Genomic DNA, 13,453 nt, shown 5'->3' with positions numbered 1-13,453 from the left:
CCACGCCCTGCTAGGGCGGTCCGCCCGCACCATGTATTCCGTGTATAGGATCTGGCGGTATGGCACTGCGACTTGTCCAGGTGAACTTCAAGGCTCGGGATGACTCGGCGCTCGGCCGGTTTTGGGCGGACGCGCTCGGCTGGGGTGTTTCCAGCGAGGGACCCGGCGTGACCAATGTCGAACCCGTGGGCTTCGTCTGGCCGGACCCCGACGCCGTCTGCATCGACGTCGTCACCGTCCCTGACCCCGAGACGGTGAGGTACCGCGCGCACCTCGATCTCAGCACCACCTCCGCCGCCCATCAGGCGGAGCTGGTGGCGCACCTGTTGGAGCTCGGCGCCACGCCCGCCGACGTCGGCCAGGGTGATGTGCCGTGGACGGTTCTGGCCGACCCGGAGGGAAACCTGTTCTGCGTGCTGGAACCGCGACCGATCTACCGGGACACCGGGCCGATCGCCGCGGTGGTGGTCAGCTGTGCAGATCCGCGGGCCATGGCCCGGTTCTGGGGCGAGGCGACGGACTGGACCCTGCACGAGGTTACCGACGATCTCGCGAGTCTGCGTGCGGCGCAGGGCGTCGGGCCGTATCTGGAGTTCGTTCGCTCGCACGACGTGAAGGCCGTTGGCCGTGTCCATCTCGATCTGAAGCCGTACCCCGGAGATGATCAAGCGGCAGAGGTAGCCCGGCTCCGGGTGCTGGGCGCCACCGACGCCGACGTCGGCCAGGGCGAGGTGCCATGGGTGTGCCTCGCCGATCCGGAGGGCAACGAGTTCTGCGTCCTCACCGCGGGCTGACGCGGTTCCCTCTCAGCCGTTCAGCCGCCCAGCACCACGTTTGCCGGCGGTTCGCCGGCCAGCATGAGGTCGATCTGCCGCTGCAGGAGCTTCCCCATCCGGGGGCGCATGGCCGAGCTCGCCCCGCCCACATGCGGGCTGATGATGACGCCCGGGGTCCGCCACAACGGGTGGTCCTGCGGCAGCGGCTCGGGATCGGTGACGTCCAGGGCGGCGCGGATCCGGCCCGAGCCGGTGTGCTTCACCAGGGCCTCGGTGTCCGCGACCGGTCCACGGGCCACGTTCACCACCAGGGCGCCGTCGGGCATGGCCGCGAGGAAGGCGTCGTCAATCAGGTGCCGGGTGGCGTCGCTGAGCGGCACCCCCACCACCACGACGTCGTGCCCGGGCAGCAGGCTGTGCAGCTCGTCGATGCCGTGGACGTGGCCGCGCTCGTCCGTCCGTGCCCTGCTGGCCACCCGGGTCACGGCGGTTTCGAACGGCAGCAGCCGGTCCTCGATCGCCTTGCCCACCCCGCCGTAGCCCACAATGAGGACGCGGCGATCGGCCAGGCTGGCGGTGGGCCGGGCATCCCACCGGCCCTCGGCCTGGTTCTGGATGATCCGGGGCAGCTCACGCTGGCTGGCGAGGATCAGGGCCAGCGCCAGCTCCGCGGTGGAGGTCTCGTGCACGCCGGCAGCGTTGGCGAACACCCGGCCGGACGGCAGGAAGTCCGCCACGCCGTCGTACCCGATCGACTGGCTCTGGACCAGCACCGTTTCCACCGCTTCCAGGCTCCGCAGGACCTGCGGGCCGCCCATGTACGGCGGCACCACGATGTCGATCCGCGGCCGCGGCGGCGCACCGGCGAAGTCCCACTCCAGGACGGTCACGTCCGGGTGAGGCTGAAGGTATTCCCGCAACAAGGCGTCCGGCAGGCTGACAGTAATTTTCCGGGTCATGAATGCCAGCGTAGTAGCCGACGGCGGGGCCCTCCGCGAGGCAGCACCGTTCGCCGACGGCGCAGGGCCGCGCGCAGGCTGTTAACACGCTGAAAATCAACCCTAAACGGGTGGCGCACTCATCCTTGTAGGGGCAGGATGAAGATAGCGGGAATAGTATCCGCCGCCCCTGTCCGAGGGACCCTTACGATGCGGGTCCGTCCTCTGGGGAGCACCAGATGGCCATTCCTTCTGAAACACGATCCTGCCGTCCCGCCGAAGCCTGGATCCCCGGTCCGGCACGGCCGGCCGCGCCGCCCTGACCGGAATGCACCGGCCAAACCCCCGGGCCCCGTGGCGCCCGGTTCCGGGCTGTTCCCAGGGAGGCATCTTGATCCGCATCCTCATCGCAGAAGACGAAGAGCGCATTTCCCGCTTTATCGAAAAGGGCCTGCGCGCGGCAGGCTATGCCCCCACGGTGGTCGCCGACGGCGTCACGGCCGTGGACTACGCGGCAAGCGGCGAATTCGATCTGCTGCTCCTCGACATCGGGCTCCCCCGCCTGGACGGCTTCGCCGTGCTGGCGGCCCTGCGCCACGGCCAGGTGGGCATCCCGGTCATCTTCCTGACCGCGCGCGGCTCGTCGACCGACACCGTCGCGGCCCTCGAAGGCGGCGCCGACGACTACATCGTCAAGCCGTTCCACTTCGAGGAACTGGTGGCCCGCATCCGGGCGCGGACGCGCCGGGGGGACCCGGGCGATCCGACGGCGGGGAGCATCCTGCGCTACGGTCCCCTGGAGTTGAACCTGCACACCCGCACGGTCAGCGTCGAGGGCCGGATGGTGGAGCTCTCCGCCCGCGAATTCGCCCTGGTGGAAATGTTCCTGCTGCACCCGGGGCAGGTCCTGAGCCGGCAGCAACTCCTGAGCCACGTCTGGGGTTACGACTTCGACGGCACGTCCAACGTGGTGGACGTGTACGTGCGGCAATTGCGGATGAAGATCGGCGCAAACCACATCCTCACCACGCGCGGCGCCGGCTACCGGCTGGGATAGCTTCGGCCGCCGCCGGCCAACAGCGCGTGTCAGCAGCCAGTCAGGCGCAGCCTGTGTCAGCAAACAGCGGCTGTCAGCAGAACATGAGGACCGTCACCGGAAGGGGAACATGGTGACCATCTCGGATGAGCAGCACGGCGGGAAAGATCAGGCCGGCCCGGCGCCGACCTCCCCGGCGGCGGAAGCACAGGACCCCTCCGGCTGGGGGGCAAAGATCCACTCGGTGCGTTTCCGGGTGGTGGCCGCGATGCTGGGCATGATGCTCGCCGGGATGGTCATCGCGGGGCTGGTCACGTTCGTGGTCCAGTTCCAGGATTCCGACGCCCGGATTGACCAGGCGATCCTGGACAAAGCCAACTCCGTGGTCAAACTCGTGCAGACCAACAAGGAGACCTCCGGGGACTACGCCGACACCAGCTACATCAGCGCGCTCCACGAGGCCGCAGAGGACATCCAGCCGCGCGGCAACGAGGTCATGGCCGGAATCGAGAACGGACGGGTGGCCTGGACTGTTGAGGGCAGCAAGGAAAACCCCCATCTGAACACCGCCCTGTTCGACGACGCCGCCGGACTCAGGGACGCGGCCGGCGCGGCCTTCGGCGAACTGAACGCGGACGGCCGCCCGCTGCGGACCTTGGTGCTGCCCGTTCAAGGCGCCCCCGGCACCTTCTTCCTGATCGGGCGGGACGCGGGTGATCAACGCGAACACAACGTCACCTCCGTCCGGACGTATGCGCTGGTGGCCCTCGGCATGCTGCTGGCGGCCGCGCTGATCGGCGGCCTCGTTGCCGGCCGGCTGCTCTATCCGCTCCGCCGGCTGCGCGAGGCGTCCAGCGCGGTCAGCCCGGAGGATCTCACGCAACGGGTTGAAGTCCGCAAAGGCGAGGACGACGTCACCCTGCTCGCCAAGACCTTCAACACCATGCTGGAACGCCTGGACGAGGGCGCCCAGCAGCAACAGCAGTTCCTGGATGACGCCAGCCACGAGCTGCGGACCCCGCTGACCATCCTGCGCGGCCACCTCGAGCTCGAGACGGTCGATGACCCGGAGGATGTCATTGCCACCCGGGACGTGCTGCTGGACGAGGTGGACCGGATGCAGCGCCTGGTGGATGACCTCCTGCTGCTCGCCAACTCCGGGGACCCCGGCTTCATCCGGCGCGAGCCCGTCCCGATCCCCGAACTCCTGGACCAGGTCATGGAGAAGGTGCGCGTCCTGGCCGACAGGCAGTGGCTGATCGATGAAAAGGCCGACTACGTCGTGGAAGTAGACCCGCAGCGGCTCACCCAGGCCCTGGTCCAGCTCTCCGCGAACGCCGTGAAGTACACCGGCCCGTCCTCCACCATTGCGCTCGGGTCCCGGATTGAGGGCCCGACGGCGGCCGACGGCACCCCGTTGCCGGCGTCGGACACCCTCCTGCTGTGGGTGCGCGACGACGGCATCGGCGTCGCGCCCGAAGACCAGCAACGGATCTTCGAACGGTTCGGCCGGGCCCACACGGGCCGCGGCGAGGAAGGCTCGGGATTGGGCCTGGCGATCGTCGCGGCAATCGCCCAGGCCCACGGCGGCCTGGCCACCGTGGAATCCGAATACGGCCATGGCGCCACGTTCCTGATCCGGATTCCGCTGCAGTCCGCCAGCGTCCGGGTCTGACCCGGCGTGCCGGTGACAGGGCCTTGGATGAAAAACCCTTAATCTTCCCCTCATCCCGTCCTCACTCTTCGGGCGCAGGCTGATAACTATCATCAGAGCGCGCCAGCACCGGACCCGGCGGCCACTACAGCGCCGTCCGGAACGCCGTGCCGGGGGAGGAATCGCCGTGGAGCCGATGCGGATAGTGCTGTATTCCCACGACTCGGTGGGTCTGGGACATGTGCGCCGTAATTTGGCCCTCGCCCATGCGCTGAATAATCAGCTTCCCGGGCTTACCGGCCGCCCCGTGACCGGAATCCTCATCACCGGCACCGCTCTGGCACCGGCGTTCGAGCTGCCCGAGGGATGGGACTGGGTGCTACTTCCCGGCGTCGGGAAGGGATCCGAGGGCTACCTTCCCCGGAACCTGACGTTGACCATGCAGGACCTCGTGCCGCTCCGGGCCAAACTGCTGAAGGCCACGCTGGCCGGATTCCGCCCCGACCTCGTGATCGTGGACCGCCACGCGACGGGCGTCCACGGCGAACTCGAAACTGCCCTGCGGCGCGCACGCGCCGGATCGGCGCGGGTGGTGCTCGGCCTCCGGGAGGTCTTGGACTCGCCCGCCACAGCCGCCACCGAATGGGCCAAGGTGGGCGGCCCGCGCGTGGTCAAGGCCTTGTTCGATGCCATCTGGGTCTACGGCGATCCCGCCGTCCATGATCCCGTGGCCGCCGGCGAGATACCGTTCGCCCTCCGCAAGCTCATCCGTTACACCGGCTACCTCGCCGAGGGACGCCCCTCGGCCGGCGGGACCAGCTGCATGCCCGGGCGGTACTGCCTGACCACCGTCGGCGGGGGCTCGGACGGGTATGCCCTGGCCAGGATTGCCGTCGCCACGCCGATACCGGACGGGCTGGGCCATCTGGTGGTCGCCGGACCGCAGATGCCCGCCGAGCAGCTCAGCGACCTTCGGGACCGGGGCCGCCCCGGCGTCAAAGTCGTGTCCACGGTCGATGACATCGTGTTCCATATCCGGCACGCCGCCGCCGTCGTTTCCATGGGCGGCTACAACACGGTATGCGAGATCATGAGCAGCTCTGTCCCCGCGCTGATCGTGCCCCGCACACAGTCTCGCGCCGAGCAACGGATCCGGGCCGCGTCCCTCTCCGCGGCAGGATACCTGGAGCAGCACGAGATCGGCACGCTGACGCCGGCAGTCCTCGCCGACTGGCTGGCCTCCCGCCTCGGAACCACCGTGGACCGCCGTCGGGCCGTCCTCGACGGGCTGGTCCGCGTTCCGCAACTTGCCGCCGAGTTACTGCAGCCGAAGGCCGATTCCAATCAAGTCGGTCCCGACAAGGTCAGCGCAAATCACTTCCGGGCGGACGAAAGTGTTGCCGCAGGCCGGTCGAAGGGCGGTGCGAGCCGTGTCGCCGTCTGAACCGGGGACCGCCTACGTCCTCAAGATGTATCCGCGATTCTCCGAAACGTTCATCGTTGCGGAAATCCTGGCCCGCGAAGCTGCGGGGGACCGGATCGAAATCTTCTCGCTCCTGCCCACCAACGACGCCCGATTCCACCCCGAGCTCGCCCGGGTCCAGGCGCCGGTGACCTACATTGACCGCCCCATCAAGACGATTGCCCTGTGGGAGGCCCTTCAGTTGGCCGACGAGGCGGGGCTCACGGCCGCCATCGGCCGGAACTTCGCCGAACTCGCCGCCGCCACGGCGGACGAAGCCGTCCAGGCCATCAACCTGGCCACCGCTTTGCAGGGCCGGAACCTCCGGCACATGCACGTCCACTTCGCGTCGGGCGCCACAACGGTCGCCCGGCTGGCGTCCTTCATTACCGGCATCCCCTTCTCGTTTACGGCCCACGCGGTGGACATCTTCCATGAATCGGTCCGCGACGACGATCTGCGGCTCAAGCTGGAGCAGGCCCACCATGCCGTGACCATCAGCCAGTACAACCTGCGTTACCTGCGCCGCCGCTTCCCGGGCTCGACGTCCCGGCTCCACCTGGTGCGCAACGGCCTGGAGCTGGAGCACTTCCCGTACCGGGAGCCCCGCCCGCTCGGACCTACCCTGCGGATCGCGGCCATCGGTCGCCTGGTGGAGAAGAAAGGCTTCCAGCATCTGCTGCCCGCGGCCGCCGAACTGCTGGACCAGGGGGTCAAGTTGGACCTCCGGATCGCCGGGACCGGGCTCATGGCCGACGAACTGGAGGCCAGCATCGATCAGCTCCGGCTCGGTGAACATGTCCGGCTGCTGGGCCCGCAGACCCAGGACCAGGTCCACGAGCTTCTGGACTCCGCCGACGTCTTCGTGGCGCCGTGTGTGGTCGGCGCCGACGGCAACGCCGACGGCATGCCCACGGTGCTGCTCGAGGCCATGGCCACAGGCGTCCCTTGCGTCAGCACGTCCGTCACCGGGATCCCCGAAGTGGTTCGGAACGGCAGCACCGGGGTCCTGGTCCGGCCGGGAAATCCGCACGCACTGGCCCGCGGCATCCGCACCCTCGGCTCCCCCGCCACGGACCGGGTTGCCCTGTCCCGCAATGCCCGGGCCGTGATCGAGGAGGACTACGACGTCCACCGCCAGGCCGAGCTCCTGAGATCCCTCTCCCGTTCTGAAAGGAGCGCCGCATGACACGCGTGGCCTACCTCTGCGCTGATCCCGGCGTGCCTGTTTTCGGCACCAAGGGCTCCTCAGTGCACGTCCAGGAAATCGTCCGGGCGTGGCGCGGGACCGGCGCCACCGTCACGGTCTACTGCACCCAGCTCGGCACCGAGCGGCCCAGCGATCTTGTCGATCTCGACGTCGTCGAGGTCAGGCCGGAATCCGTCCCGGGCCCCGCGCGGGAACGGGCCGTGCAGGACGCCGCCCTGGGCCTGGCGGACGAGGTCCTGCGCAACGGCTGCGGGCTGTTCTACGAGCGCTATTCGCTCTTCAGTCCGGCGCTGTCCGTGGTGGCCCGCGTCCTGGACGTGCCGTCAGTACTCGAGGTCAACGCCCCACTCATTGAGGAGCAGCAGCGGTACCGCCAGCTGCTGGATGTGAAGAAGGCCGACACGGTGTTCCGCCGCAACGCGGCCACGGCCGACGTCGTGGCCTGCGTCTCGGATCCCGTGGTGCACTGGGTGCGGGCGCGGGTGCCGACCGCCAGGACCGTGCTGGCAGCGAACGGCGTGAACGTCGACCGGATTTCGGCCCGCCGCCCCGGGCGCCGAAATCCGGACCACCTCACGGTCGGGTTTGTCGGAACGCTGAAGCCCTGGCATGGCGTCCCCGGCCTGCTGCACGGTGTGGCCCTGGCCAACCAACAGACACGTGACCCCGGTCTGCGCTGGCAGGTCCAGGTGGTCGGTGACGGTCCCGGGCGGGCGGATCTCGAACGCCTCGCCGAGTCTCTCGGCGTGCCAACGGTGTTCACCGGCGCCGTTCCGCCGGCTGCCGTGCCCGCACTCCTGGCAGAATTTGACGCCGCGGCCGCACCCTATCCCCCGGACGCCCCAGGCCAGGACGATTACTTCTCGCCGTTGAAGGTCTTTGAGTACATGGCGGCCGCGCTGCCCGTGATCGCGAGCGCCGTGGGCCAGATCCCGTCCATCATTCAGGACGGCCGCACCGGAATCCTCGTCCCGGCCGGGGAGCCGGCCGCACTCGCCGACGCCCTCGTTCGGCTCGGCGAAGACCCGGGTCTGCGGGACAGGCTCGGGCGCGAGGCCCGCAGTGACGCTGTGCAGAAGTTCAGCTGGAGCGGGGTGCTGTCCCGGATCACCGGGGCACTCCCGCCCGCACGCAGACTGGCAATGCGATGACCACCGAGGCCAGGCATTCGCACCCCCGTAGCTGGCGAACACTGTGGCGCAGGGCCGGCACCAGCGAGCCGGCCGAACCCACTCCGATGCAGCGAACCTTGCGGTGCATCCGCCCGCATCTGCGCGGGCACAGGATGCTCATCACCTGGGGATTCATTGCCATGGCCGTGGAGATCCTCTTCCGGCTTCTGGAACCGTGGCCGGTGAAGATCGTCCTCGACTCCGTCTCACACTCACTCGGCGCCAATCTGCGCAGGTCCCCGCTCAGCGTGGAGGCTAGCTTCCAGGTGTTGCTTCTCTGCGCCGGGGCAGTGGTTGTCATCAGCCTGGTCCGGGCCGTGGCAAGCTACCTGTCCTCGATCTCGTTCGCCCTCGTGGGTACCCGCATTTCCTCCGAATTGCGGGCCAGGACCTTCCGCCACCTCCAGAGCCTCTCGATGCGCCACCACAGCCACGCCTCCACCGGCGACACGGTCCAACGGCTCGTCGCGGACGTATCCCGGCTGCAGGACGTGGCCGTCACAGCAGGGCTCCCCCTCATCGGCAACGTCGTGTCCCTGATCGCCATGATGATCATCATGCTCTGGCTCGATCCTTTTATCGCCCTGGTGACGTTCCTGTCCATCGGGATATTCATTTTGTTTTCCCGTAAGAGCTCGGGATCGATTACCACCGCGGCCCGCACGTCACGCAAGGGCGAAAGCGCCCTGGCCACCACGGCCGCACAAACCTTGGGAGCAATGCGCGAAGTCCAGGCGTATGGACTCGAAGACACCCTCAGCTCGGGTTTCGGCAAGAGCAACCAGGCAGCGTCTGGCTCGGGGGTGGCCACGCTACGGCTGTCCGCCAGCCTGCAACGGAAAACCGACGTCCTGACCGGAATCGCGACGGGGGTGGTCCTGGCTGCCGGCGGATGGAGGGTGATGCAACATGCGATGACCCCCGGAGATCTGACCGTTTTTCTGTTTTACCTGAAAACCGGGATGAGGCCGCTCAAGGATGTGGCCCGGTACACCAGCCGTATCGCCCGCGCGACGGCCTCCGGGGAGCGGGTGGCGGACCTGCTCGATGCCCAGAGTGATGTGCCCGAGGCGCCCAATGCCGTCCCGCTGGCGAGCCCGCACCCCGACGTCGTCTTCGACAACGTCTGGGCCGGCCACTTCGACGGGGCTTCGGTACTCAAGGGGATCAACCTGACCATACCGGCGGGTCAGCACTGCGCCGTGCTGGGGCCCTCCGGGGCCGGGAAGTCCACGCTGGCGTCCATGATCCTTCGGATGGTGGACCCCTGGGAGGGGAGTGTCAGTCTCGGAGGGAAGGACCTGCGGGGCCTGACCATCGCTTCCGTGCGTGCCCACGTCTCAATCCTGCTCCAAGACTCCGTGCTGTTCGGAACGTCGGTCCGGGAAAACATCAGGTTCGGCCGCCTCGATGCCACCGATGAGGAGATCGAAGCCGTGGCCGTCCTTGCACAGGCCGACGGCTTCATCCGCGCACTGCCCGAGGGCTACGAAACTGTCCTTGGGGAGGCGGCCAACGATCTTTCCGGCGGACAGCGTCAACGGCTGGCCGTGGCCCGCGCCATGCTCCGCAAGGCCCCCATCGTGATCCTGGACGAGGCGACCGCGGGCCTTGATCCGGCCTCGCGGGATTCGGTCCTCGAGGCCCTGGACACACTCACCGAGGGCCGGACCTCCATCACAATTACCCACGACGTCAACTCGGCCCAGTCGAGCGACCGGGTGATCTGGCTCGAAGACGGCGAAATTCTCGAAGATGGAGCGCCGCAGTCATTGCTGGCCGATCCGGACTCCCGCTTTGCCGACTGGGTCCATCGGCAGCAGACCGCAGAACCGGGTGAACTGTTCAAGGTGCCGAAATGATTGCCGCCCTGCAGACGCAGCGGCCGCCGGGACAGCGCCTGCAGACCCAGCGGCCGCCGGCGCAGCGGCCGCCGGACTGGCATATCCGCCGAGCCCTGGAGTTGATCGCATGAGCTGGCACCCGCCGGTCCCGCGGTCCGCCGTCGACTCTTCCGGGCAAACCTGGCGGATCCACCGGGTATGGCCGGACAGCACGGTCGGCGACTACATCCTGGAGGTCGTCGCGCCGGGGCAGGCCGGCGTCCAGGGCGGCGTTCTCCGTGGCGGAGCGTTCGAGCTGTTGTCTGAGGACGATCCGGGGCTTCCGTCCCTGCGTGCGGAGGCCCGGCACGGGGAATTGGTGTCCTACCGGCCGCACATGCGCGCCGTCGTCCGGACCGATGCTGGCTACATCAAGGTCTTCCCGCCCGGCGGTGCAATCGTCCCCGCGGAACGCTGCGCGCAGACCGAGCTCCTCCTGGCCCCCGGGACCTTCACCGCACCCAGGGTGCTGCGGAATTCTCCGGACGTGATCGTCTTCAGCGCCGTTCCCGGCCGGCCCCTGGGGGATTTGGGCGACGACACCGCGGGTCTCAGCGATGGGGAGCTCGACCGGCTGTGGGAGAGATGGCAGCACGCCTGGACCGCGCAGGTGGGTAGCACCGCCGGGCACGCAGCCCTGGCCGCCCTGCCCGTCCATTCCCCGGAGGTGGAGGTTGCCGATCTGCGGCGCTGGGTGAACCGCTGGCTGCGGCACCACAACGACATCCCGGAAGCCTCAACCCAACGCGACGCCCTGAGCGCCCGGGCCGACGAGGTGACCCGGAACCTGCTCCGGACCGCGCCGGATCCGCTGGTCTGGGCGCACGGGGACCTCCACGACAAGCAAATCCTCGCTGCCGGCGGCTCCTCGCCGCTGGGCCTGCTGGATTTCGACGATACCGCCCAGGCCGAGGCCGCCCTGGATCTGGCCAACCTGGACGTTCATCTGGAACTGGGTGCCCGCGTAGCCTGCATTTCGCCGGACCGGTATGTGGCGGCCCACACGCGGATCCTGGCTGCGGCGGAAGAGCTGCACGTCAGCCCGGACCGGTTCCATGCTTATTCCGACGGCGTCTGGCTGCGGCTGGCCTGTTCCCCGTTTCCCAAGCGTTCGGCCAGAGCCCTGGCCGTACTCGACGAACGTGCCGCGCACATTCCGCTGGCGTCCGGCTACGAGTCCGGCCCGCCTGTCCTGCTTGGCAGGCAAGGCTAGGAAACCCGGGGGCCGCTGACCGGGGCTGGATTTGCTCAGCCTTGATGGCCGGCGGCGGCCCGCCTGTCCTCCTTGGCAGGCAAGGCTAGAAAAACCGGGGGCCGCTGACCGCGGCTGGATTTGCTCAGCCTTGATGGCCGGCGACGGCGGGCTTCCTAGCGGCCGAACAGCTTGGCGAAGAAGCCGGTCTTGGTGCCGGTCGTGGTGCTGGTCTCGCCCTCGTGGCCGCGGCAGCGGTCGGCGTTGGGGACGCCCCGCATTACCTGGTCAACGTGCTGGCCGCACCCGGCCCAGGTGGTCTTTCCGCACTTCTTGCAGGCAACTGCACGGCACATCCGGGTTCTCCCTTGTCAGCGGTTCTCGGTCGGTGGTTCTCGAATCTCTAGCATACCCCCAGGGGTATGCGCGCCGGAAATCCGCTACGCCCGCGGGTTTCCGCGCCGGTTTCGGACGGTCGCACCGCGGATCCGGGGCGCGCCCGTCGGATTCCGGCGCGGATGTCGGCAAGCGCCGCGGAAACGGGCAGGCGGTTGACACCCAGGGCGCGGTAGGGTTCAATTTTTTGCATATGCTGAAATAACAGTTCCACGATACGAATATCTTGCCCGTATAGCCCTACGCCGTGGATGCCAGCATTGACACAAAGGATCTGACACATGCTGTTGGAAGACTTTAACGCGGCCGGACATGCCGAGGCCGCGGCCGCACTGCGTCCGTGCCTGGACATTGAGCGGTGGATCGAGGAGATCGTTCAGGGCCGGCCCTTCGGGAACGCCGCGAGCCTCATCGAAGCCGCCAACCAGGCAGCAGAACCCTTTACCGGGCAGGAGGTTGCGGCCGCATTGGCCCACCATCCGCGCATCGGCGAACGGGCCGCAGGAAACAGCACGGAGGCCCGGCTTTCCCAGTCGGAGCAGGCAGGCCTGGGCATTCCGGACCCGGCTGTTGCGGCAGCCATCACCGAGGGAAACCGAAGTTACGAAGAAAAATTCGGCCAGGTCTTCCTTATCCGCGCCGCCGGCCGCAGCCGGGAGGACGTCCTCGCCGCCCTCAACGCCAGGCTTGCGCACACCCTGGAACAGGAACAAGCAATCATCGGCCAGCAGCTGCGCGAAATCGCGGTGCTCCGACTCGAAGGACTGATCGGCACATGAGCCCCTCCCACGTCACCACCCACGTCCTGGACACCGTCACCGGCAAGCCCGCAGCCGGTGTCGCCGTCACCTTCCACAAGCTCGACGGCGAGCGCTGGACCAAGATCGCGGCAGGCGCCACGGACGACGACGGCCGAATCAAGTCTCTCGGGCCGGACAAGCTTTCGTCCGGCACCTATCGGCTGGGCTTTGACACCGGAAGCTATTACAGGGCGGCCGGAATCGAAACCTTCTTTCCCGAGGTCACACTGACCTTCGCGGTGTCCGAGTCCCAGGACCACTACCATGTCCCGCTCCTACTGAGCCCCTTCGCTTACTCCACGTACCGCGGCAGCTAACTACACGCTCGGGCCGCCGTTGGGTGCATGCTCGCCCCGTCATCCACCCGGAATCACACCGGAAGGTCTCCGTCGCCCGTGCTTGACTCGGTGGCCGTGACGCTGTGGCACTGCCCCAAGATGACCGGGGTCCCGCTGCTCTCCAGGCATTGAGGCAGGCTGCTCGCCACGGCCTGAGCGACGCCCCGGTTACCAAGCGACGCCCCGGTTAGCATGCAACGCGGGGTCAGATACGGCCGGTGCCGTGCGGCTCAATGGGCCATATCTGACCCCGCGTTGCTTGTGGGGCCGTTCCGACCGATTGTGACTGCAGAGCCGTGGTGATGCGCCGCTGGTGTTGACGTGCCCCGAGCCGCATCGATAATCTCGAATTGCAAGAAAATTTTCTCACTCAATGAAAACTTGAGCCAACCATTCAACGATGAAGAGAGGCTGGACGTGGCTGCAGGAGAAGATACCTCCCATATCCTCAGCGGGTTGACAAACCAGCTGCCTGATCGTGATCCGGAAGAGACCGCCGAGTGGCTGGAGTCCCTGGATACGCTGATTCAGGAACAGGGCACGGAGCGTGCCCGGTACATCATGCGCAGCCTGCTTCAGCGGGCCGGCGCGCAGAG

12 protein-coding genes are annotated in these 13,453 nt (G+C 67.9%); 10 read left to right on the top strand and 2 right to left on the bottom strand.

The genetic code is table 11. The features are described from left to right. The first annotated feature begins 59 nt into the window (after positions 1 to 59). A complete protein-coding gene (locus C8D78_RS17835; RefSeq protein WP_120955209.1) occupies positions 60 to 794 on the top strand; it encodes a VOC family protein in 735 nt (244 codons plus the stop codon). Positions 795 to 814: 20 nt separating this feature from the next. Here C8D78_RS17835 and C8D78_RS17830 read toward each other — a convergent pair whose 3' ends face one another. Continuing rightward, complete coding sequence (locus C8D78_RS17830) at positions 815 to 1,735, bottom strand: 2-hydroxyacid dehydrogenase (protein ID WP_120955208.1); 921 nt, start codon at positions 1,733 to 1,735, stop codon at positions 815 to 817. Positions 1,736 to 2,105: 370 nt separating this feature from the next. Here C8D78_RS17830 and C8D78_RS17825 point away from each other — a divergent pair, with 370 nt between their 5' ends. The 7 genes from C8D78_RS17825 to C8D78_RS17795 all read left to right on the top strand — a co-directional run bounded on the left by C8D78_RS17825 (position 2,106) and on the right by C8D78_RS17795 (position 11,344). Continuing rightward, positions 2,106 to 2,771 (top strand): response regulator transcription factor, encoded by a 666-nt coding sequence (locus C8D78_RS17825; protein ID WP_120955207.1) that lies wholly within the window; start codon positions 2,106 to 2,108, stop codon positions 2,769 to 2,771. Between the two features lie 109 nt (positions 2,772 to 2,880). After that, a complete protein-coding gene (locus C8D78_RS17820) occupies positions 2,881 to 4,425 on the top strand; it encodes a sensor histidine kinase (RefSeq protein WP_120955206.1) in 1,545 nt (514 codons plus the stop codon). A 175-nt stretch (positions 4,426 to 4,600) separates the two neighbouring features. Further along, the gene (locus tag C8D78_RS17815) at positions 4,601 to 5,848 is read left to right on the top strand and encodes a glycosyltransferase family protein (protein WP_120955295.1); all 1,248 of its coding nucleotides are present in this window, start codon (positions 4,601 to 4,603) and stop codon (positions 5,846 to 5,848) included. Further along, entirely contained in the window at positions 5,835 to 7,055 is a 1,221-nt protein-coding gene (locus C8D78_RS17810; RefSeq protein ID WP_120955294.1) for a glycosyltransferase family 4 protein, read from the top strand. Before C8D78_RS17815 ends, C8D78_RS17810 begins: the two co-directional genes overlap by 14 nt. Continuing rightward, complete coding sequence (locus C8D78_RS17805) at positions 7,052 to 8,227, top strand: glycosyltransferase family 4 protein (protein ID WP_120955205.1); 1,176 nt, start codon at positions 7,052 to 7,054, stop codon at positions 8,225 to 8,227. Before C8D78_RS17810 ends, C8D78_RS17805 begins: the two co-directional genes overlap by 4 nt. 134 nt (positions 8,228 to 8,361) lie before the next feature. Continuing rightward, positions 8,362 to 10,110, top strand: a complete 1,749-nt coding sequence (locus C8D78_RS17800) for an ABC transporter ATP-binding protein (RefSeq protein WP_244208474.1) — start codon at positions 8,362 to 8,364, stop codon at positions 10,108 to 10,110. Between the two features lie 109 nt (positions 10,111 to 10,219). Beyond that, the gene (locus tag C8D78_RS17795) at positions 10,220 to 11,344 is read left to right on the top strand and encodes a phosphotransferase (protein ID WP_120955204.1); all 1,125 of its coding nucleotides are present in this window, start codon (positions 10,220 to 10,222) and stop codon (positions 11,342 to 11,344) included. A gap of 155 nt (positions 11,345 to 11,499) precedes the next feature. Here the strand turns inward: C8D78_RS17795 and C8D78_RS17790 are convergent, their stop codons facing one another. Further along, positions 11,500 to 11,679 carry a hypothetical protein gene (locus tag C8D78_RS17790; RefSeq protein ID WP_120955203.1) on the bottom strand — a complete coding sequence of 60 codons (180 nt, stop codon included), beginning with the start codon at positions 11,677 to 11,679 and terminating at the stop codon, positions 11,500 to 11,502. A 321-nt stretch (positions 11,680 to 12,000) separates the two neighbouring features. On the opposite strand from C8D78_RS17790, the gene uraD reads away from it, so the two are divergent. Together uraD and uraH are read left to right on the top strand one after the other, a co-directional pair. Then, positions 12,001 to 12,498: a 2-oxo-4-hydroxy-4-carboxy-5-ureidoimidazoline decarboxylase gene (gene uraD, locus C8D78_RS17785; protein ID WP_120955202.1), complete on the top strand. Its 498-nt coding sequence runs from the start codon at positions 12,001 to 12,003 to the stop codon at positions 12,496 to 12,498. Then, entirely contained in the window at positions 12,495 to 12,836 is a 342-nt protein-coding gene (gene uraH / locus C8D78_RS17780; protein ID WP_120955201.1) for a hydroxyisourate hydrolase, read from the top strand. Before uraD ends, uraH begins: the two co-directional genes overlap by 4 nt. Positions 12,837 to 13,453 lie beyond the last annotated feature (617 nt).

This window comes from Arthrobacter oryzae (assembly GCF_003634095.1).
In the GTDB taxonomy this organism is placed as follows: Bacteria; Actinomycetota; Actinomycetes; order Actinomycetales; family Micrococcaceae; genus Arthrobacter; species Arthrobacter oryzae.
Note: the sequence above shows the minus strand (reverse complement) of the source record. Positions and strands in the feature narration are given on the sequence as shown.

What these genes read in the sequence shown, in the direction of transcription:
- C8D78_RS17800 (WP_244208474.1), top strand. Translation starts at nt 8,362, where the DNA reads ATGCTCATCACCTGGGGATTCATTGCCATGGCCGTGGAGATCCTCTTC.
- C8D78_RS17815 (WP_120955295.1), top strand. Translation starts at nt 4,601, where the DNA reads ATGCGGATAGTGCTGTATTCCCACGACTCGGTGGGTCTGGGACATGTG.
- uraH (WP_120955201.1), top strand. Translation starts at nt 12,495, where the DNA reads ATGAGCCCCTCCCACGTCACCACCCACGTCCTGGACACCGTCACCGGC.
- C8D78_RS17805 (WP_120955205.1), top strand. Translation starts at nt 7,052, where the DNA reads ATGACACGCGTGGCCTACCTCTGCGCTGATCCCGGCGTGCCTGTTTTC.
- C8D78_RS17835 (WP_120955209.1), top strand. Translation starts at nt 60, where the DNA reads ATGGCACTGCGACTTGTCCAGGTGAACTTCAAGGCTCGGGATGACTCG.
- C8D78_RS17790 (WP_120955203.1), bottom strand. Translation starts at nt 11,679, where the DNA reads ATGTGCCGTGCAGTTGCCTGCAAGAAGTGCGGAAAGACCACCTGGGCC.
- C8D78_RS17830 (WP_120955208.1), bottom strand. Translation starts at nt 1,735, where the DNA reads ATGACCCGGAAAATTACTGTCAGCCTGCCGGACGCCTTGTTGCGGGAA.
- C8D78_RS17795 (WP_120955204.1), top strand. Translation starts at nt 10,220, where the DNA reads ATGAGCTGGCACCCGCCGGTCCCGCGGTCCGCCGTCGACTCTTCCGGG.
- uraD (WP_120955202.1), top strand. Translation starts at nt 12,001, where the DNA reads ATGCTGTTGGAAGACTTTAACGCGGCCGGACATGCCGAGGCCGCGGCC.
- C8D78_RS17820 (WP_120955206.1), top strand. Translation starts at nt 2,881, where the DNA reads ATGGTGACCATCTCGGATGAGCAGCACGGCGGGAAAGATCAGGCCGGC.